This is a genomic window from Heliomarina baculiformis, from assembly GCF_019966545.1.
Classification (GTDB): domain Bacteria; phylum Pseudomonadota; class Alphaproteobacteria; order Rhodobacterales; family Rhodobacteraceae; genus Heliomarina; species Heliomarina baculiformis.
Genome location: NZ_JAIMIC010000013.1, coordinates 81,433 through 99,347 on the forward strand (window position 1 = coordinate 81,433; position 17,915 = coordinate 99,347).

Consider the following 17,915-nt stretch of genomic DNA (forward strand, 5'->3'; position numbering starts at 1 on the left):
GAAAAAAGGTTAGGCTGAATGGACCAGATAATCGAAGCATTCACGACCGGGGCGGGCATGCTCTGGAAGGCGCTCTGGGCGCTGATCTTCGGCTATATCATCTCCGCAGGCATCCAGATCTTCGTGACACGGGATCAGATGGCGCGTGTTCTGGGTGATCGTGGTGCCAGGAAGGCAGGCATTGCCGGGTTCTTTGGTTTCGTGTCGTCGTCCTGTTCCTTCGCGGCGCTTGCCGCGTCGCGTTCGATCCTCGTGAAAGGAGCGCATCCGGTCAATTCCATCGCCTTCCTGATTTCATCGACGAATCTGGTGATCGAGCTTGGAATCGTCCTTCTGGTCCTGCTGGGCTGGAAATTCATGGTGGCGAATTTCATGCTTGGCATCCTGATGACGATCTACGCCTATGCCCTCACCCTGATATGGTTTCCAAGGTCGCTTGTCCAAAGAGCAAAAGAGCATGCGGAGAAGGCCCAGTCCGACGAAGGTATGGACACGGACCGGACCATGAAGGGATCGTTCCGCGACAAGCTGCTGTCCCGCGAAGGATGGAATCGGATCGCCCGCGCTTTCTTCATGGAATGGCAGATGGTTTGGAAGGAGATCCTGTTCGGCTTCACGGTCGCGGGTTTCATTTCCGTCTTTGTGCCGCAGAGCTTCTGGAACGCGATCTTCCTGGTCGCAGATGGCGGTGCGCAGGACGCGCCGGGCTTCCTGATCGTTCTCGAAAACGCGCTGGTGGCACCGGTTGTGGCCTTCTTCACCTTCATCGGGTCGATGGGCAATGTCCCCCTGGCCGCGATGCTCTGGTCGCGTGATGCGTCGTTCGGCGGCGTGATCGCCTTTCTCGGAGCCGATCTAGTTGCTGCCACGGTGATCTGGGTGCACGCAAAGTATTATGGCTGGCAGTATGCGCTCTATCTTTCAGGCTTGCTGTACCTGTGCATGGTCGCTGCGGGAATTACGGTGCATTACCTGTTCGCTCTCGTAGGGATGATCCCGACCGAGCGGCCTTCGCTTCAGGAGATGGTCCGGTTCAGCATCGACTACACGTTCTTCCTCAACCTGATATTTCTCGTCATCGGGGCAATACTGATCTGGCTTCACCTCAGAAATGCCAAGGAGAATTAACCGATTGAGGCCAGGAATGGGAAGGTTCCCAAGAGCCAGTAGGCAAACCGGGACAATTGGCCGGTCATGATGGCAACGCCCATGATGATCATGGCGACGCCCGCGCCCTTGTAGAGCCAGCGACCGGCCTTGCCGATCTGTCTGACCCGCGCGGCGATGGCGTCGGTGAACAGCGCGGCCAGCAGGAACGGCACGCCTAGCCCGGCGGAATAGATCGACAGCAGCCAAATGCCGTCCGACATGCCGCCGGAAGTCGAACTGAGTGTCAGGATCGCGCCAAGGATCGGTCCGATGCACGGCGTCCATCCAAACGCGAAGGCCAAGCCCAGGACGTAGGCTCCGAGCGGGCGACCCCCCGGAATGTCGAGTGTGAAGCGGGTGTCACGCGAGAACGCTTCCAGACGGAAGGCACCCAGCATGACCAGTCCGAACAGGATGATGATCGCCCCGCCCAGATAGTTGAGCTCAGTGCGCCAGGACAGAAGCAGCGACCCGAGCGCGCTGGCCCCGGCACCCAACGCGACAAAGACCGTGGAAAATCCCAAAACGAAACAGGCGCTTAGCCCAAGTGCCCCGGCGCGTACCCGCAGACCGACCGACCGTGTCGTGCGCAAATCCGGCTGGCCCGCAATATAGGAGACATAGCCCGGCACCAGCGGCAGGACGCAGGGCGACAGGAACGAAATGGCTCCCGCCAGAAACGCCGCGACGATGCCGATGCCGGAAATATCCATCATGCGTTACCATGTCCGCTGAAGGGCCGTGATGCCCACCAGAAGGCAATCAGCGGGATTACGATCCATTGCAGTACCGGCGACAACCCTGCATCGAGGACCGGAATGATCGGCATCAGGTCCGAATAGGCCCAAGCCGCGCGGATCACGATGTTGAGCCATTCACTGAACAGCGTATATCCCAAACCGAACAATATTGTCAGGACGGTCACCGATCGTCGTGTCGGCGCCACGAAGGGCCAGCCGCGGCCGGTCAGCATCAAGGCAAGCATCAGCGCGCTCATGGCAATCAGGATGTCGCCACCCGTGCAATGAACCGCGGCGAAGGCGATCTCACCCCAGGTGCCCTCGTTCCAGATCGTGTAGAGCGGCATGTGGGCGAACTCCCAGATCAGATTAGCCGGGATGATCACCGAAAAATACCGACGCAGGGCTGTCAGTGAAATTCCGTCTGTCGAGGACAGCCTGACGCCAGTCGCGGTGACACTCATTGAAACACCCCTGTCACCCGGTCCCACCAACTGCGTTCCCGGCGTCGATGCTGGGCATTGTTGATCAACTCGCTGACATAGAGGATCAGATTCACATTCTTGAAATCCATGCCATGGAACTTTGCGGCAAACCGCCCGCCGATATCCACGACATGGGTGACCGCACCGTGCATCATCATGTCGCTGTCGGCGGTCGTGGTGAACTCGAGCCCATAGTCCCGCGCCACAAGGCGCGTCGCGTCGTCGCTCTGATCGGGCCGTTTGGTCAGAATGACCCAGTTGCTCGGATCGAGCCCATGCCGGTCCGCGTAGTCGCGCAGAACGTCCGGCGTGTCATTCACGGGATCGGTCGTGATCGAGATGAATTGCACCAGATCGCTCATCGGCCCGTCGTTGATCGAAGCCTGGACCGCCGCGATCTTTTCCGCATGGAGCGGGCAGAGATCCGGGCAGTTGGCGTAGATGAAATGCAGGATGACGACCTTGTCGCTGAAATCCGCCAAGCGCACAGGATTGCCCTCCGCATCCTGCAACTCGAAATCCGGGGCCTGTGCTGCGTCGATGGCCTGGAAGTATGGCTCCATCTCGAACATCCGCGCATCCAGATTTTCACCCGGATGATCGGCGGAGGCCGGAAAGGAGATCGTGGCCGCAAATGTCGCCAAGGCGGCGCGCCGGGTCAGATAGACAATCAACTGCATCACCTTTCGGATTGATGGGGCTTGCCACCACCCGCATCGTCGCATTTCCCGCCAGACCCGCCCTTCATGCACAGACCAAGCCCGCACATCGCGGCACAGGGTGCCAGCGAAACCAAGACAGGCGCGAGACCGATCGCGGTGAGCCATCCCCAGTTCAGCGCCATGCCGCCGCCCATAACGGTTGCCGCACCGACGAACAGCAGTCGTCTGCGCGTCAACCACCGAGGCCAATTGCCTGCGCTTTCGATGTCGGCGGCACCCGCATCGTTGGAAGATGATATGTCGGTCATCCGGAAAATCCTTCTGAAGTTTGAGTACTGGTCATTCTGATAACTGGGCGGTCAAGGGCGGGCGGCGCTCTTTCAGGGGCGCTTATTCGATAAAGCCTCGCAAGAAGGAGACCATCTCGGGATCATCCCATTCGGCCGGGCCGACCAGTCTCCCAAGCTCCCGCCCCTGCGCGTCGATCAGGATCGTTGTCGGCAGACCGACGGTGCGCAGCGCGGTCATCGACAGCATGGTCTTGTCGACATACATCTTGAGATTGTTGACACCGATCTCGTCGTAGAACCGCCGCACGACGGGCGACCCGGCCCTGTCGATGGACAGGGCGACGACCTCGAAACGGTCGCCGCCAAGTTCCGCCTGAAGTGCATCCAGCGTCGGCATCTCTTCCCGGCAGGGGACGCACCAGGTTGCCCAAACGTTCACGAGGATCACCTTGCCACGAAAATCCTCCATGTCCCCACGGCTGCCGTCCTCGGTCTCGAAGCGCACATTGATCACCGGCTGCGGCGTGTCGTGCAGTGCGAAGCCTTGCGGCCCGGCAAACGCCGTGCCGACGGACAATGCCCAGACGAGCAGCGCCGTTTTGAGATATTTCATGGCGTTGGCTCCTTGCCAGCTTGGGTTTTCAGATCACGGACGATCGGCAAAAGGGTTTCCTCCAGAATCGCTCGCGTGATGGGGCCGACATGGCGGTAGGCAATGGTGCCGTCGGACGTGATGACATAGGTTTCGGGCACGCCGTAAACGCCCCATTCGATGCCAGCACGTCCGTCGATGTCGGCCCCGATGCGCGCGTAGGGATCGCCCAATTCGTCGAGCCAGGCGCGCGCCTGCTCGGGTGGGTCCTTGTAGTTGATCCCGTAGAGCGGCACCTCACCGGTGGCGCTCAGCTCCATGAACAGCGGGTGTTCGGCCCGACAGGGCACACACCACGAGGCAAAGACGTTCACCAGCGAGACATGGCCGATCAGGTCCTGCGTCGAAAGACCTTCCTCGCGGCGGAGCACCGGAGCAAGCGCAAACTCCGGCACAGGTTTGTCGAGAAGCGCCGATGGCAAGTCGTCGCCGCCCCTGAAAAGCCCCCAGCCGAACAAGACCATGAGGGCAAAAGCTATCAGCGGCACCAGCACAAACCCGGAGATCCTGCGCCGCGGTACGGGGTCGATTTTGCTGACGACCTCTTGCGTCATGGCTGCACCTGCTCATCCGCAAGGGTACGGCTTTCCTGCGAAGCGCGGATCCGATCGGGCCATGTGCTCTTGATGTAATCGATGATCGCCGTGATCTCTTCATCCGTCAGCACCTCCTTGAAACCGGGCATGTCGCTTTCATAGCCATTCCCGACAATCGCCGCCGTTCCGCGCTTCACGATGTCCAAAAGCACGCGGTCCGTATGGTGCCAAGTATGGCCCGAGGCGTCATGCGGCGGGGCAGGCAACCGGCCGTTCGGCAATCTGGAGCGCCAATCGGGCTGCCCCTCCAGGTTTGCGCCATGGCAACTGGCGCAATTCTCCTGATAAAGGCGTTCGCCCGCGAGCGAGTCATCCTGCGCCAAAACGGGCAAGACCGTTGCAGCCAGCAAAAGTGCTGCGAGCCTAATGGTAATTTTCATGTCGCTTGTGCCTTCTTCTGGCTATCCAAATACAACGAGAGTGCGACTATCGATGCCACGACAAGCAGGACGGACGCCCCCAGACCAATCCCCATCGACAACAGGCCGTCGCCGTTGCTGTCGCCCTCATTCCGCATCTTGGCGCATTTCTATTTTCCGCTGTCCGAGCGGATGTATTTGACCAAGGCGATTGCCGCGAGCACCAGCACCGCCACGATGAGTAACCAAACCAGTCCCATCGCGATCATCATGCCGCCACCCATCATTCCACCATCCATCATCATGCACTTCATCCTTTGTTTTCCCTTGAAACCGGTCAGGCACGGGATCGCACCAGACCGCGCAATTGATCATTCGACCGCATAGACGGTCGGGTTCACACCTTCTTCGACGGTGTAAATCTTGAACGGTTCCTGCTTCGCACCCCCCATACCCGGCGATCCCAACGGCATGCCGGGAAGTGTCAGGCCGACAATGTCCGGGCGCTCATCAAGCAACTTGTTGACGACATTGACCGGCACATGACCGCTGACGACGTAGTCTTCCAGAAAGGTCGTATGGCAGCCCTGAAAATCGTCCGGGATACCTGCATCACGGCTGATCTGAGCCAGATCGTGGGTCGGCTTCACCTCGACTGTGAAGCCATTCTCGCGCAGGTAGTCCGCATAGCTCTCGCAGCATCCGCATTGCGGGTTCTTGTAGAGCGTGGCCTCTTGCGCTGCGGCAGGCGCGGCATTCAGGCTCATTGCAAGTATAGCGGCAGCACCTGCGGTGCCAAGATTGGCAAGTCCAATTAGTTTCTTCATCGGTTCTTTCCTTTCGTGGTGATCGTTACGTGAGATTGTTTCAGGTTTTGGTCGTGCCAGGATCGACACGTATGATGCCCATCATGCCGGCCGCCTGGTGCTCCAGGATGTGACAATGGAACATCCAGTCTCCCGGATTGTCCGCCACGAAGGCGATCTCGACCCGTTCCTCGGGCGCCATCAGGACGGTGTCCTGCCATTCGCGGTGCCGTGTCGGTTGCCCGTTCCGTGTGATCACACGGAACGAATGTCCATGAAAATGCATCGGGTGATGCCACGCGGTGCGATTGTCCATCTGCAGCACATGCGACGTGCCCTGCGGCAGGACCAGCAAGGGATCCATCATGTGCCCCGTTGCTGCTTTGCCGTTGATGAACCACATGTTGCCTTCGCGCATCTGCTCCATCATGGACCCCATGCCGCCGCCCATCATCATCTGCCCCATCATGCCGCCGTTGAAGACGATCTGATGCCGCGCAGCCGACGCCATATCCGGTTCGGCCAGCGGGTTGGGCGACAGGTCCATCGACCAATCCGGCACACTGTCCCGCAGCCTGTCAGGCCCGTAGGCGAGATCGACCAGACGGTATTCCAGATCCCTGTAGAAGACATCGGTGACGGTCACGCTCTCTCCGGGCTTGCCGGTCATGTCGATCACCAGATCGACACGCATGGCCGGGCCGACCACCACGGCGTCACTGTCTGGTGCATGAGGTGCCACGGGTTGACCGTCCAGAGCGACCACGACCGGCGCAAGCCCCCCGAAATCCAGCCCGAATATCCGGGCATTGGCTGCGTTGACCAACCTCAGGCGGATGCGTTCTCCGGATCGCACGGCGATGCGGTCCGGTATCTGGCCGTTGATGGTCACGGAATTGCCGATACGCCCGCCGTGCGCGGCGTCGTGCCGACTTCCGAAATCTGTCGCAATCTGTCCGTCGCCGGTCATCCGCCAGTCATCGAGCATCCAGGTCAGATCGCGATCTACGCGGATCGGGTTTGCTTCCTCGACGATCAGCGGCCCGTAAAGCCCGCGTCCGACCTGTTCGGAACTGCGTTGGTGCGGGTGATACCAGAACGTGCCAGCATCCAGTGCATCGAATTCATAGAGAAAATCGCCACCGACGGGGATCGGGTCCTGTGTTAGGAACGGCACACCATCCATCGCATTGGGTGTGCGAATGCCATGCCAGTGGACCGTCGTCCCCTCATTTAGCCCATTCCGGGCCAGAACCCGAATTCGGTCTCCCTGCCGCACCCGGATCTCGGGGCCGGGGAGGGATCCATTGTAGCTCCAGACGTCGGTAGAGCCGTAGGGTGCCGGTCGCAGGGCGGCTTGTCCGGCCGCAGCGCGTAGCAAGAATGGGTCCTCTGTCGGACCTGCCATCGCTACTCGAGCCGGTGACAGAGCGGATATGGCCGTGAAAGCGGCACCGGTGCGCAGCACGTGCCGTCGTGAAATCAGTCTGTTGAGGGTCATCACTTCTGCCTTGATCTGAAGGGGTCGCGCTCAGCCAGCTTCGGCCAAGGCAACGGTCAGGCCCCGCAATAAGCTAGGCCGTTATCAGGTTCAGACAGGCAGCTTGGGAGGGAATGGATCAAGCGAGGGAATCGCGCCAATCGGGATCACAGGTCCCGCGACCGGGATGACAACACCGAAGGCCATCTCAAGCGTCATCGCTGACGTACGAGCTACGATACCGGCCGAACTTCCCGCGCCACATGGGACCGTACACCCACCCTCGCAGGATATCCCGTCAGCAAATCCGATCGGATCGCATCCGCCGCAATGGTCGTCCGCGCTTTCGGCGCCCACCATCTGAACCATTGCTGCCTCAGCCGCATTCGCTGCCGATACATCCGGCGCAACCACGGCACCGAAGCTCAATGCAAGAATCAAAATGAGGCGAAAAACGCGGATCATGCAATTCTTATGCAAGCTTCCAGTAGGGGGAGGTCAAGAAGTATCCTGTAACATAGGCGTGACATTGCCACGTGGGTACTCACTGATTGGCCAACGGATGCCCGAGGTTGGTTTCAGGGGAAAATCTGAGGCGAGACTGCGGACTCATCCAAGGTCTGTTTCGGAGCCAGGCAGCCACCCGCATCTTTTCATGCGGATGGCTGCCCTTGTGTCAACTTGCGTCTTTGAATTCGGTGTATTGGCCGCGCACCTGGACAGTCACGGTTGCGGGCTGGCTGTCCCGATTCCGCCAGAACCATCCGTGTTCGCCGTCAAATGCCGCGATGATCTCGCCCTCGTCGCCGGTCGAACCGCGGCCCTTTTCATAGGTCACCGACTGACCGCCGCCGTGGCCGTGCATGTCGAAATTCACCCGACCGCCATCGACCAGCATTCGGTATTCCACTGTCTGGCCCTCTTCCATGACCAGCTTCCACTCGGCGCTGTCGCCGGGTGCCAGCGTAAAGGTGGTTTCGTCGCGCCAGACTTCGGCCTCCTGTGCATGTGCCGTGCCGACAAAGAGTCCAAAGATATCGTTCATAAGGCTCGACTGCTCTTCGGCTTCGATCTCCAACAGCCTGTCGGCTTCGGCCTCCTCCGCAAGCTGGGCTTTGATCTCCCCCATCTCGCTCAGCCCGAGAACCCCGCCGATCCCGGTCGGGTCGATGTTGTATTCGGCAGGCAGCACGACGGTCACAAGGATCGCAACGGCGCTGGCCGCCGCAATGGCAGTGGAACGGATAAGCTGCGCGGAGCTGGGAAGCTCATCAAGGCTCGGTTTTTTTGCGTTAAACATTTTGGTCTCCTAACTTCTCAGGTGGCTACGAAGTAGCCGGTGATTTGCAGGCCCATGAGGATGAATCCCATGGACATCATGACGACGTTGGCGGTGTAGGCTTGGCGGAAGAAGTTTGGGGATTTCCGCCAGAATCCCATGACGATGAGGATCACGGCAAGCGCCATGATCTGGCCAAGCTCGACGCCCACGTTGAACGCCAGAAGATTGGCCAGCAGCCCGTCCGAAGCGATTTCATACTCTAGGATTTTCGTGGCCAGGCCCGTGCCGTGGAAAAAGCCGAAGATCAACGTTGCGGCCTTAGTGTTCGGCTGGAACCCGAACCAGCGCTGATACGCCCCGAGATTGTCGAGCGCCTTGTAGACGACCGAAAGGCCGATGATCGCGTCGATGATGTAGGCGTTGATGCCCCAGCCGAACCAGACACCGGCCAGCATAGTGGACGAGTGCCCGAGGGCGAAGAAGCTGACGTAGACGCCGACATCCTTCATCTTGTAGAGGAAGAAGACGACGCCGAGCAGGAACAGGATGTGGTCGTATCCCGTCACCATGTGTTTGGCGCCGAGATACATGAAGGGAATGATGTTGATCCCCCAGATTTCTTGGATGTAGCCCGCGTCACCTTCGGTGACATTGTGGGCAAACGCGTGGCTTGCACTCAGAACGAGTGCCGACAGCGTTATTAAGGACAGGATCACGATCCGGCGTATGCCGGGATCGGTCCAGCCCCGGTGGACTATATTCATGGATTTGACTCCGCATATGTGTTGATGATCGAATGCAGCGCGCTGTTGGCACGCAGTCGGTCAGACGCGCGGAGGTCGTTCGATTTGGTATGTCTGTAAGGTGTTCGACGTGGCCGACCTCAAAGGCCATGCGGCTCTGTAAATATCGAGCGGGTGCGGCGATCGGTCGGGGCCAGGCACAACCGCCTGACTGTGATCGTGATCGACGCTGTCATGGTTGTGTCCATGCATGGCCCAGGCAAGGTCTTCTTCCAGTCCATGCGAATGACCGTGCTCAGCAATCATTTCTGCGTGCTCTTGGAGGACGCTGAAGACTGAGGACGCGTGCGAGGTTGCGGGCACCACAGACCAGAGAAGTACGGCTAAACATAAGAGTGTCGCAAACGCGGCGTTTACAACTGTCCTCAAGGTTTCCATAGGTTCTGCCCGTCTGCCCGTCTCTAGCGTGGTGCGTCGTGGCACCATCTTGTTCTATCCTCCCGGGGGGGATAGAACTACTTTATGACAAAACATCCAGTCCATGCAACCCATCCCGCCCTTGTCGCCCGGCTGAAACGCGCTGACGGCCATTTGCGCGCCGTGATCGAAATGATCGAGGCGGGCAAACCCTGTCTGGAGATTGCTCAGCAGATGCAAGCGGTCGAAAAGGCCGTGACGAACGCCAAGCGTGCGCTGATCCATGATCACATGGACCATTGTATTGACGTTGAAAGTTCTGAAACTGATCGCGCAGAGTTGCGGGCGATCGCCCGATATCTCTGAGGCCGACCATGCTCGATATTCTCTCCGACCGCACTTATCGGCACCTCTTTCTGGCGCAAGTCGTAGCCCTTCTGGGTACCGGACTCGCCACAGTCGCACTCGGCCTGCTCGCCTTTGATCTTTCGGGCGACGGGGCGGCGCTGGTCCTCGGCACAGTCTTCACCATCAAGATGGTTGCTTATGTGGGCATCGCGCCCATTGCAGGGGCTTTCGCAGACCGCGTGCCGCGCCGCGCGCTTCTGGTGATGCTCGATCTGGTGCGTGCCGGTGTCGCCCTCGCACTGCCCTTCGTGACCGAGGTCTGGCAGGTCTACGTCCTGATCTTCCTTCTTCAATCGGCTTCCGCCGCCTTCACGCCGACCTTTCAGGCCACGATCCCGGACGTTCTGCCCGAAGAGGCGCGCTATACCCGCGCGCTGTCGCTGTCGCGGCTGGCCTACGATCTGGAAAACATCGTCAGCCCGACGCTGGCGGCCCTTCTGCTCGCGGTGATGTCCTACAATTCACTTTTCCTCGGAACGGTCCTCGGTTTCGCCGCATCGGCCCTTCTGGTTGCTTCGATCGTGCTGCCGAGTCCCCGCCCATCCGAGCCGCGCGGTGTCTATGACCGCACAACGCGCGGCATCCGCATCTATCTGGCCACGCCGCGCTTGCGCGGGCTCTTGGCATTGAACCTCGCGGCGGCAGGTGCGATGGTGCTGGTCAATACCGTCATTCTTGTGCGCGGCTCGCTCGGCCTTTCGGAAAGTGCTCTGGCCTGGACGATGTTCGCCTTCGGCGCAGGGTCGATGATCGCCGCGCTGGTCCTGCCGCGTGTTCTCGATGTGTTGCCGGACCGGCCCGTTATGTTCGGCGGAGCCGCGCTGATGGTGGCTACTCTGGTCGGTCTGGCGTTGACGGTCCTTGGAGCAGGCCTTGGCTGGTCCATCCTTCTGACAGCCTGGCTGCTAGTGGGGTTGGGGTATTCCACCGTTCTCACCCCCTCGGGCCGGTTGCTGCGCCGTTCCGCCCACGCCGGGGACCGCCCGGCACTCTTCGCGGCGCAATTCGCGCTGTCCCACGCCTGCTGGCTTGTGACCTATCCGCTGTCGGGATGGCTGCTGACAGTCTATGGTGTCGTTCCCGCACTGATCGGACTGGCCCTCATCGCCGCCTTCGGAATGCTCGCAGCGCTGAAACTCTGGCCGTCCGGCGATCCCGTTGAGCTTGAGCACACCCACGATAATTTGCCACTCGACCATCCCCACCTAAGGGGACATCGCAGGCACAGCCATGCCTTGATCATTGACGAGAGCCATCCTCGCTGGGCCACGCATTTATAAGCCGCAGCAAGAGACGAAGACTGGACACGGGCGGTTCGTTTTCATCCATGCGGACATTCGTGCTTCGAGCAAAATTCATCAAAGTGGGCTCGATGCGCGAATTGTCTGCAAGTTTGGCGGACAGAAGCGTTGACTCTAACATAAACTGTCGGCCCCCCGACAAAGAGCACGGCTTAAGTTGCGACCCTCCACATCCGATACCGCCCCTGCCCCGTCATCTCGTGGATCAGACCACGCGCTTCCATCCAAGCAAGGTTGCGCTGGATGGCAGCCCGGCTGGCGCCGATCAGGGCCTCGGCCATCGGAGCGGACACGAGCGGCCATTCGGTAAGTACCGCGCACAAGGCCGGGGGCGTGCGGCCGGAAAGCGGGCTCATCTCGGCTTCCGCCCTCGCCGACCATGCCTCGATATCATCGAGGTGACGCATTGCGGTCAGGCATGCGGTCTCCATCCCGTCAAGCCAACGAGACAGACGGTCAGCGGGTGGGCCACCGGAGCGCAATCCTCCTGCCCCGCCCATGGCCAAAGGCGCGAAGAGCGCCCCCTTGCCCTCACTGGCCACGATCCGTGCGGCTGTGACCGCCGCTTCCATCCGGTCGCCGTGCTGCCCGAGGCCCGCGAGACTCCAGAGATGGAAGCCCATGCAAGCGCGCGTGACTGGGTGAAGATCGGCGGCTTGCGCCATAAGATCGAGCCAACCGCCCGCGCGTTCCGCGAACGGTTCGGCTTCAACGCCGAGGTTCTCGGGGTCGCGGCGGTCGAGGAAGGCGGACAGGTCCACTTCCGGTCCAAGGCCGCCTGTAAGACGCCGCACTGCCCATCCGACACGCGCGAGCGCCGCGGTGTCGTCCTGCACGCCGGACAAGCGCATGGATTTCCAGAGCGCCAGCCGATCCGGGCCAATTCGGTCGCCTACAAACCAGCTGAGGTCTGCCGCCTCCATCAGCGCGAGCCTGTGCCGCCAACCTTTCGGGCCACGGCGCAGCCGGTCGTCCAGCGCGCCGATCCGGCCAGCCACACGGGCGAGACGCGCGGCATTGCCCGCCTCTGCCTTCCGCCAATCGTCGAGGACTGCGGTTTCACGAAGCTCTGCCCTAGGTCCGGGCGGCAGATAATCTGGCTCCTCGTCCATCGGACCGGGCAGGAACCACAGGTCGTCCTCAGTGTCGCAATTGCTTTGCCGTTTCATCAAAAAGTTCTTACAGGATTCCAGTAGGATGAAGCGTAATCCGACGTGGTATTTTACGTTTCGATTTCAATTTTTAGCTCGCGTTTCAACAAGCGAGAACATGGGGCAGAAGATGGGGTTTAGAAACCGTGGAGCGGCGGGTTCATGACGCTGCGCGAAAACGAAGCGTCTGACGAGGCTTGGGCCAAGGCAACGCGTATCGCGCGAGAGCTGGATCGCATTTTGGACGGGCAAGAGCCTATGCGCACCGCAGTTTCTCGGGCCGCATCCGAATTGCGTCTCTCGACGCGCCAAGTCTACAACCACCTGCGCCGATATCGTACCGAACATCGGGTGTCTTCGCTGTTGCCAAAGACAGGTGGAGCTAGGCGCGCGAGGATCAGCCCGGCTGTTGAGGAAATCATTTCGGCAACCCTTCGGGAGATGTGGCTTCAGCCCGAGCAACCGGACCTTGCGCCGATTGTCGATGAAATCCGCACCCGTTGTGACAGCGAGGGTCTTGATCCGCCTGCCTATGTCACCGTTTCCAAGCGTATCCCACGACTGTTCACGCCCGAGGAGATTGCACGACGGCGACATTCAGGAGGAAAAAACCTACGGCGCCTGAAACCCCGCCCAGGTTATATCCGGGCCAACCACGCACTCGATGTCGTCCAGATAGACCATACCCCCGCCGACATCCAGTTTGTGGAAGTCATCGATGGTCAGGGCATCTATGTTGGACGCCCCTATTTCACCATCGCAGCTGATGTTGCAACAAGCGCGATTATCGGCTTCTGCCTGACCCTTGAGCAGCCCTCACGCTTGTCGGTCGCCCTCTGTCTGGCGCAGGCGATGTGCCGCAAGGAGGACTGGCTGGCAGCGCGCGACATCAATCATTCCTGGCCGATGTTTGGCCGCCCGAAGATGGTCGTCGTGGATTCCGCCATGGAATTCAGAAGCACCAGTTTCATCCTGGGTTGTGCCGAGTACGGGATTGCAATTCAAAGCCGGAACAAGGGGACCGTCCATCGTGGCGGGGTTGTCGAACGACTTCTAGGCAAGGTGAATACGGTGCTGCGCTCCCTGCCTGGCAAGACCGGGCGTTCCATCGCGGATCGGGGTGAGTATCTGTCCGAAGACCGTGCGAGGCTCAACTTTGCAGACCTCGAACGCTGTATCGCGCTGGCGATTATCGATCACAATCTTAGCCAGAATGAACGCAAGCTGACAGTCCCGACCAATGAATGGGAACGAAAATGCCGTCAGCCGGACGGCCCGGAAGACAACCCTTTCGACGTTCTGCTCAGCTTTCTCCCGAACAAGACACGCAGGATTTCACCTCAAGGTGTCAGCCTGTTTGCCAACGACTATTTCGATCCATGGTTGGGCCCGTTGGTCGCCCGCCGTGATCGATTGGGTGCTCTCGATGTTCGTTATGATCCTCGGGACATTAGTCACATCTACATCAAGGATCCCGATACAGGAGCCTGGCGCCCTGTGGAGCGGCGGGATGGACTGCTTGAGGCGGTCACCGTCTGGCAGCACAGGGCCGAGAGAAGCCGAGCGCGCGAAACCGGCCGACGCCCGATCGAGGAGAAGACCGCGATCCGCCGCGAAATCGCGGCGACGGTAGATGCCTCGGCATCGAAGAAGCAAAGGCTGAAGGAAGTCGCACGGGCCAGGCATGCGGCTCATGCGCCGAAACCCTACCAGAGCCTCACTTCTTCCCCGACACCAATCCGCGAAACACCTGACCCTGAGCGCCCGCGCCGCGTCTTTCCGGTTGAGGATTGGTGAAATGACGGATCACCTCCTGGACTCCGCCGCATCACTTCTCGATGCCGGTGACGCGTGCCGCATCGCCCATATCCGGACGGCCCGTTGGATCAGCCATCCTGTTGCAAGTCGCGCCCATAACGCCATGCGTCTGCTACTCGATCGGCCAGTAACTTTGCGCCCCAGAGGGCTCTTGCTGACGGGCCCTTATCACAATGGCAAGACGATGATCGCCGAACGCTTCGCGATTGAACATTTGCGTCAGTCAGAACGTCAAAGGATCTGGGTGATCCAGACCCGAGAAGGTGCCGGACTGTCTCACTTCTATGCCAGCATTCTTGCCGGGTTGCGCGCGCCTCAGGCCTCTGGTTGGCGAAGCCTGTCGCGCGCGGGCGAGCAGGTGGATCATTTGCTGGACAGCTTGAAACCCCGCCTGCTCATCTTCGATGAGTTTCACAGCGCCCTTCGAGGGCGCCGACAGGACGTGAAATCTATCTTTTCGTTCCTGCGCCGCATCGCAAGTGTCCACGATATCTCGCCCGTACTGGTCGGCGAGGTTGCGGTCTATGACGCGGTACACGACACCGAGGAGATGGGATCGCGGTTCGATACGATCCCTGTTCCCAGATGGGCGTATGACGAGGATTTCGCGACGCTCCTCGATAGTCTTGAAACCTGCATGCCTCTCGCCCGCGCCTCGGACCTGTCGCGACCGTCACTGGCTGAGATCATCCATGAATTGTCAGAGGGCTTGATCGGAGAGGTCGTCGATATCGTGAGCAACGCGGCTATCACGGCGATAAGGAACGGCGAGGAACACATTTCTGAAGCGACCATCGCCTCGCTTGGTTACACGCCCCTGTCGAAACGCCGAAATGCTCCTTTGCGCCGCGAAATGATGTGACCCAGTCTGCGTCCGAGATCACAGTCACACCTGCGCGCGACTACGGCAATGAGGTGGGGCATGGCTGGCCCGTCGTTGTTGAACCGGCACCCGGAGAGCTGCTGTCGAGCTGGCTGCATCGGCTGGCCATGGCCAATGGAATTCCACCTCAATATTTTGGGCGGGTTCTGGATGTCGCAGGTGGAGATTGGTCTGCGAAGCTTGACCGTGACCTTCCCGGGCGAATCCTCAATTTGCTGGTCGAGCGAACGCGGTTGCCTACCGAGGATATTGATGGCTTGGCTTTGAACCGCGACCCGCTGACCCGGTTGCGCATGCGGCAGACCACAGGATCAGGAGATGCCCGCGCATCGACCGCCCGGGTCAATCGGCTGCAATATTGCCCGGCATGCCTGAAAGAGGATCGCGCACCGTTCTTCCGGCGCGGCTGGACTTTGGCGACGCGCGTTTCCTGCTTTCGGCATGGATGCAGCTTGCGCGACCAATGCCCTGCCTGCGGCGGCGGCATTGCGCCTTCACGACAAAACCGGCTTCTGCGGCAACAATTCTGCGTCTGGTGTGATGCTGATCTCCGAAAACCCACCCTGCCCGCCGAGTATGATGTGCAGCGTCTCGAACGGCTCATCGACGATTTGCTTCGAATGCATGTTGCGGGACATGGACGGCATGGAAAGACATCCCTGCCCGCCATGCTTGGGGCGGCTTGTTTCACGTTCAATGGCCAGCCGACGTCAATTTCGCGCTTGCCGCACCGGGTCCGCTACGTATTGTTCCGCCAGTTGGCCGATGGAATGACGCACCTCCAAAAACGTTCCGTGCATCCTGCAATTGATCTCTGGACCCGCATTGCACGGGCTGCGCCCAAGCATTCCGACTTGGTGGCGTTATTGAGTGCAGAGATCACGTCACAGATCACACCGGGAACAAAGACGCGCTCCAGACATCCTGATTTGGCGGACTTACAACAGGTCATCGTTCGCCTTCATTCAAACCGCCGCACATCATTGGCAACGGCTATGCCTGCGAATTGATGACCCCTGCATCCTCCATCTGCTCCCGATCGGGCAGGTCCTGCAGCGACTCCAGATCGAACGCGACCAGGAACTGCTCCGTCGTCACATAGGTATAGGGTGCCCCGCGCCGCGGCGACCGTGGCCCGGTGACGATCAATCCACGCGCATGCAATCTTCCGATCAGATCTCGGCTGATCTCTTTGCCGAAGATGTCTTTCAGGCCGTCCCGTGTGATCGGCTGGTGGTAGGCGATGGCGGCCAGGACAGCGACATCGTATTCGCGCAGATCGAGATCCTGATCGCCGACATCTGCGGCCGTCCTGATCACCGCCGCATAGGCCGGTCTCGTCCGCAGCATCCAGCCGCCGGCCACCTGCGCCACTTCGAAGGATCGTCCTTCGAGATCGGCGACCAGGTCTTCGACCAACAGATCGACCGAAGCCCCCTGCCCCACCACGCGCGCGAGGTCCTCGCGCGGCACCGGCGATGCGCTGGCGAAGAGAACGGCTTCAATCCGCCGCATCCATTCGCGCCAGCGCAATTCGGTTGGCAGATCGTCCAATTCCCGGTCGAGGTCGGTTTCGGCGTGATCTTTGACCATGCCTAGATCCCGTAAAGGCGGAAGGTGTCACGCCCGGTGAGCTCTCGGGCGACCCCTAACGCCACCAGCCGGTCGCAAAAGCGGCGCGCTGCCCGGTCGGACCGCAGTGAGGTAAGCGCGGTAGGGGCAATGGCATCCCGTGCCAGAAAATGGGCCACTGCCTTGTCAGAACCCCTGGCTCGCAGTTTCGGTGCGGCCTCTTTGAGCCGTGCAGCGCGTCGTTTCAGATCGATGGCCTGGTGCGTTGTCTCAACTGCTGCCTTCCCAATTGCCTGATGACAGGTCAACCGCAACTCCTCGCCGGTTTTTCGAAGATCACCGCGCTTGAGGCCGAGTGCCAGAAGCGGCAGGACATGGCTCCACCCGAGCGCCTGCGCCAAAGTTGCATCCGCAAGAAGCAGTGCGGCGGCGAAGTCGCGGGGTCGATCTCCAAGAACGGCCTCCAGGACGGTGGCCGCTTGAGTCACCGGAGCCGCCTTCACCACTTCGAGCCAGGTTGCGATCTGTTCCGGTTCCAAAGTCGGCAGCGCCCGGTTCAATGCCTTGGCCGCCACCGGCCGTTCCACCGCGCGCCGCCAAGAAAGATAACTCTCGCCCGCTGGCCCCGGGCTGTCACCCGGCTGCAGAAACGCCAACGCATCCCGCAAGTCTGCCACCCTTTCCGGCCGCCCCGAATGTACCACACAAGCCTCCGCCGCGCGCAGCGCCAAACTTTCCCGCAACAAGGCTTGGGGGACGTCATCGCGCCCGATCACCAGATGCAGATGCGCGAGCGCCGCGCCCGACAAAAACGCCACATCTTCATGGGTTTCGGGGCGTGCGGAAGTGACCCAGGGCGGCATCCGAGGTAAGATATCAGGGTCGTCAATGAAGGTCGCTCGAGCATATGCCATGCCACAACACTATCCGATGGCGGCGCTTTGTTCTACCACATACTGTGCTAACCGCCCCGCTTTGCCGTATCCAGTTTTGTCCAATAAGTTTGCCTTATCGGACATTGAAGAATATGCTCAGCGGCATGTCGGTGTCGTTTTAGTTTCATGGGTGGATTCGGCCGAAATCGCCTCTCTCGTCGAGGAAATTTCCATTTAATCGGTGGA

22 protein-coding genes are annotated in these 17,915 nt (G+C 60.3%); 6 read left to right on the forward strand and 16 right to left on the reverse strand.

What is annotated here, in order from left to right:
- Positions 1–18 precede the first annotated feature (18 nt).
- Positions 19–1,128 (forward strand): permease, encoded by a 1,110-nt coding sequence (locus tag MF268_RS22150; protein WP_238372981.1) that lies wholly within the window; start codon positions 19–21, stop codon positions 1,126–1,128.
- Here MF268_RS22150 and MF268_RS22155 read toward each other — a convergent pair.
- The 13 genes from MF268_RS22155 to MF268_RS22210 form a co-directional block, all read right to left on the reverse strand.
- Positions 1,125–1,865: a cytochrome c biogenesis CcdA family protein gene (locus MF268_RS22155; RefSeq protein ID WP_238372982.1), complete on the reverse strand. Its 741-nt coding sequence runs from the start codon at positions 1,863–1,865 to the stop codon at positions 1,125–1,127. The genes MF268_RS22150 and MF268_RS22155 overlap by 4 nt on opposite strands.
- Positions 1,862–2,353 (reverse strand): hypothetical protein, encoded by a 492-nt coding sequence (locus MF268_RS22160; RefSeq protein WP_238372983.1) that lies wholly within the window; start codon positions 2,351–2,353, stop codon positions 1,862–1,864. Before MF268_RS22160 ends, MF268_RS22155 begins: the two co-directional genes overlap by 4 nt.
- Positions 2,350–3,054: an SCO family protein gene (locus tag MF268_RS22165; protein WP_238372984.1), complete on the reverse strand. Its 705-nt coding sequence runs from the start codon at positions 3,052–3,054 to the stop codon at positions 2,350–2,352. The genes MF268_RS22160 and MF268_RS22165 overlap by 4 nt, the downstream gene beginning before the upstream one ends.
- Positions 3,054–3,344: a hypothetical protein gene (locus tag MF268_RS22170; protein WP_037929519.1), complete on the reverse strand. Its 291-nt coding sequence runs from the start codon at positions 3,342–3,344 to the stop codon at positions 3,054–3,056. Before MF268_RS22170 ends, MF268_RS22165 begins: the two co-directional genes overlap by 1 nt.
- Positions 3,345–3,426: 82 nt before the next feature.
- A complete protein-coding gene (locus tag MF268_RS22175; RefSeq protein WP_037929516.1) occupies positions 3,427–3,939 on the reverse strand; it encodes a TlpA family protein disulfide reductase in 513 nt (170 codons plus the stop codon).
- Positions 3,936–4,532 carry a DsbE family thiol:disulfide interchange protein gene (locus MF268_RS22180; protein WP_037929514.1) on the reverse strand — a complete coding sequence of 199 codons (597 nt, stop codon included), beginning with the start codon at positions 4,530–4,532 and terminating at the stop codon, positions 3,936–3,938. Before MF268_RS22180 ends, MF268_RS22175 begins: the two co-directional genes overlap by 4 nt.
- Positions 4,529–4,954, reverse strand: a complete 426-nt coding sequence (locus MF268_RS22185; RefSeq protein ID WP_238372985.1) for a c-type cytochrome — start codon at positions 4,952–4,954, stop codon at positions 4,529–4,531. The genes MF268_RS22180 and MF268_RS22185 overlap by 4 nt, the downstream gene beginning before the upstream one ends.
- 149 nt (positions 4,955–5,103) lie before the next feature.
- Positions 5,104–5,238, reverse strand: a complete 135-nt coding sequence (locus MF268_RS25315) for a hypothetical protein (protein WP_007121580.1) — start codon at positions 5,236–5,238, stop codon at positions 5,104–5,106.
- A gap of 66 nt (positions 5,239–5,304) precedes the next feature.
- Complete coding sequence (locus tag MF268_RS22190; RefSeq protein WP_037929510.1) at positions 5,305–5,760, reverse strand: DUF411 domain-containing protein; 456 nt, start codon at positions 5,758–5,760, stop codon at positions 5,305–5,307.
- Positions 5,761–5,800: 40 nt separating this feature from the next.
- Positions 5,801–7,240: a multicopper oxidase family protein gene (locus MF268_RS22195; protein ID WP_082899302.1), complete on the reverse strand. Its 1,440-nt coding sequence runs from the start codon at positions 7,238–7,240 to the stop codon at positions 5,801–5,803.
- 90 nt (positions 7,241–7,330) lie between these two features.
- Positions 7,331–7,684 (reverse strand): hypothetical protein, encoded by a 354-nt coding sequence (locus tag MF268_RS22200; protein ID WP_037929506.1) that lies wholly within the window; start codon positions 7,682–7,684, stop codon positions 7,331–7,333.
- Between the two features lie 211 nt (positions 7,685–7,895).
- A complete protein-coding gene (locus MF268_RS22205; RefSeq protein ID WP_037929504.1) occupies positions 7,896–8,519 on the reverse strand; it encodes a hypothetical protein in 624 nt (207 codons plus the stop codon).
- Between the two features lie 17 nt (positions 8,520–8,536).
- Positions 8,537–9,265 carry a HupE/UreJ family protein gene (locus MF268_RS22210; protein ID WP_238372986.1) on the reverse strand — a complete coding sequence of 243 codons (729 nt, stop codon included), beginning with the start codon at positions 9,263–9,265 and terminating at the stop codon, positions 8,537–8,539.
- Positions 9,266–9,766: 501 nt separating this feature from the next.
- Between MF268_RS22210 and MF268_RS22215 the strand changes: the two genes are divergently transcribed.
- Together MF268_RS22215 and MF268_RS22220 are read left to right on the forward strand one after the other, a co-directional pair.
- Positions 9,767–10,027, forward strand: coding sequence for a metal-sensing transcriptional repressor (locus MF268_RS22215; RefSeq protein ID WP_007120627.1), 261 nt, complete (start codon positions 9,767–9,769; stop codon positions 10,025–10,027).
- A gap of 8 nt (positions 10,028–10,035) precedes the next feature.
- A complete protein-coding gene (locus MF268_RS22220; RefSeq protein ID WP_238372987.1) occupies positions 10,036–11,349 on the forward strand; it encodes an MFS transporter in 1,314 nt (437 codons plus the stop codon).
- A 173-nt stretch (positions 11,350–11,522) separates the two neighbouring features.
- Here the strand turns inward: MF268_RS22220 and MF268_RS22225 are convergent, their stop codons facing one another.
- Positions 11,523–12,539, reverse strand: a complete 1,017-nt coding sequence (locus MF268_RS22225; RefSeq protein ID WP_238372988.1) for a hypothetical protein — start codon at positions 12,537–12,539, stop codon at positions 11,523–11,525.
- A 423-nt stretch (positions 12,540–12,962) separates the two neighbouring features.
- Between MF268_RS22225 and MF268_RS22230 the strand changes: the two genes are divergently transcribed.
- From MF268_RS22230 to MF268_RS22240, 3 genes are read left to right on the forward strand one after another with little or no spacing between them, the layout of a single operon-like run.
- Entirely contained in the window at positions 12,963–14,318 is a 1,356-nt protein-coding gene (locus tag MF268_RS22230; RefSeq protein WP_238372989.1) for a Mu transposase C-terminal domain-containing protein, read from the forward strand.
- A 1-nt stretch (position 14,319) separates the two neighbouring features.
- Complete coding sequence (locus MF268_RS22235) at positions 14,320–15,201, forward strand: TniB family NTP-binding protein (RefSeq protein ID WP_054540544.1); 882 nt, start codon at positions 14,320–14,322, stop codon at positions 15,199–15,201.
- On the forward strand, positions 15,198–16,232 hold the full coding sequence (locus tag MF268_RS22240) for a TniQ family protein (protein ID WP_238372990.1): 1,035 nt from the start codon (positions 15,198–15,200) through the stop codon (positions 16,230–16,232). Before MF268_RS22235 ends, MF268_RS22240 begins: the two co-directional genes overlap by 4 nt.
- Here MF268_RS22240 and scpB read toward each other — a convergent pair.
- Together scpB and MF268_RS22250 are read right to left on the reverse strand one after the other, a co-directional pair.
- Positions 16,216–16,815: an SMC-Scp complex subunit ScpB gene (gene scpB / locus MF268_RS22245; protein ID WP_054540543.1), complete on the reverse strand. Its 600-nt coding sequence runs from the start codon at positions 16,813–16,815 to the stop codon at positions 16,216–16,218. The genes MF268_RS22240 and scpB overlap by 17 nt on opposite strands.
- A 2-nt stretch (positions 16,816–16,817) precedes the next feature.
- A complete protein-coding gene (locus MF268_RS22250; protein WP_238372991.1) occupies positions 16,818–17,708 on the reverse strand; it encodes a DUF1403 family protein in 891 nt (296 codons plus the stop codon).
- Between the last annotated feature and the right edge of the window lie 207 nt (positions 17,709–17,915).

Excerpts from the sequence above, each read along its gene's own strand:
- MF268_RS22150 (WP_238372981.1), top strand. The coding sequence starts at position 19 with ATGGACCAGATAATCGAAGCATTCACGACCGGGGCGGGCATGCTCTGG.
- MF268_RS22155 (WP_238372982.1), bottom strand. The coding sequence starts at position 1,865 with ATGATGGATATTTCCGGCATCGGCATCGTCGCGGCGTTTCTGGCGGGA.
- MF268_RS22160 (WP_238372983.1), bottom strand. The coding sequence starts at position 2,353 with ATGAGTGTCACCGCGACTGGCGTCAGGCTGTCCTCGACAGACGGAATT.
- MF268_RS22165 (WP_238372984.1), bottom strand. The coding sequence starts at position 3,054 with ATGCAGTTGATTGTCTATCTGACCCGGCGCGCCGCCTTGGCGACATTT.
- MF268_RS22170 (WP_037929519.1), bottom strand. The coding sequence starts at position 3,344 with ATGACCGACATATCATCTTCCAACGATGCGGGTGCCGCCGACATCGAA.
- MF268_RS22175 (WP_037929516.1), bottom strand. The coding sequence starts at position 3,939 with ATGAAATATCTCAAAACGGCGCTGCTCGTCTGGGCATTGTCCGTCGGC.
- MF268_RS22180 (WP_037929514.1), bottom strand. The coding sequence starts at position 4,532 with ATGACGCAAGAGGTCGTCAGCAAAATCGACCCCGTACCGCGGCGCAGG.
- MF268_RS22185 (WP_238372985.1), bottom strand. The coding sequence starts at position 4,954 with ATGAAAATTACCATTAGGCTCGCAGCACTTTTGCTGGCTGCAACGGTC.
- MF268_RS25315 (WP_007121580.1), bottom strand. The coding sequence starts at position 5,238 with ATGATGATGGATGGTGGAATGATGGGTGGCGGCATGATGATCGCGATG.
- MF268_RS22190 (WP_037929510.1), bottom strand. The coding sequence starts at position 5,760 with ATGAAGAAACTAATTGGACTTGCCAATCTTGGCACCGCAGGTGCTGCC.
- MF268_RS22195 (WP_082899302.1), bottom strand. The coding sequence starts at position 7,240 with ATGACCCTCAACAGACTGATTTCACGACGGCACGTGCTGCGCACCGGT.
- MF268_RS22200 (WP_037929506.1), bottom strand. The coding sequence starts at position 7,684 with ATGATCCGCGTTTTTCGCCTCATTTTGATTCTTGCATTGAGCTTCGGT.
- MF268_RS22205 (WP_037929504.1), bottom strand. The coding sequence starts at position 8,519 with ATGTTTAACGCAAAAAAACCGAGCCTTGATGAGCTTCCCAGCTCCGCG.
- MF268_RS22210 (WP_238372986.1), bottom strand. The coding sequence starts at position 9,265 with ATGAATATAGTCCACCGGGGCTGGACCGATCCCGGCATACGCCGGATC.
- MF268_RS22215 (WP_007120627.1), top strand. The coding sequence starts at position 9,767 with ATGACAAAACATCCAGTCCATGCAACCCATCCCGCCCTTGTCGCCCGG.
- MF268_RS22220 (WP_238372987.1), top strand. The coding sequence starts at position 10,036 with ATGCTCGATATTCTCTCCGACCGCACTTATCGGCACCTCTTTCTGGCG.
- MF268_RS22225 (WP_238372988.1), bottom strand. The coding sequence starts at position 12,539 with ATGAAACGGCAAAGCAATTGCGACACTGAGGACGACCTGTGGTTCCTG.
- MF268_RS22230 (WP_238372989.1), top strand. The coding sequence starts at position 12,963 with ATGTGGCTTCAGCCCGAGCAACCGGACCTTGCGCCGATTGTCGATGAA.
- MF268_RS22235 (WP_054540544.1), top strand. The coding sequence starts at position 14,320 with ATGACGGATCACCTCCTGGACTCCGCCGCATCACTTCTCGATGCCGGT.
- scpB (WP_054540543.1), bottom strand. The coding sequence starts at position 16,815 with ATGGTCAAAGATCACGCCGAAACCGACCTCGACCGGGAATTGGACGAT.
- MF268_RS22250 (WP_238372991.1), bottom strand. The coding sequence starts at position 17,708 with ATGGCATATGCTCGAGCGACCTTCATTGACGACCCTGATATCTTACCT.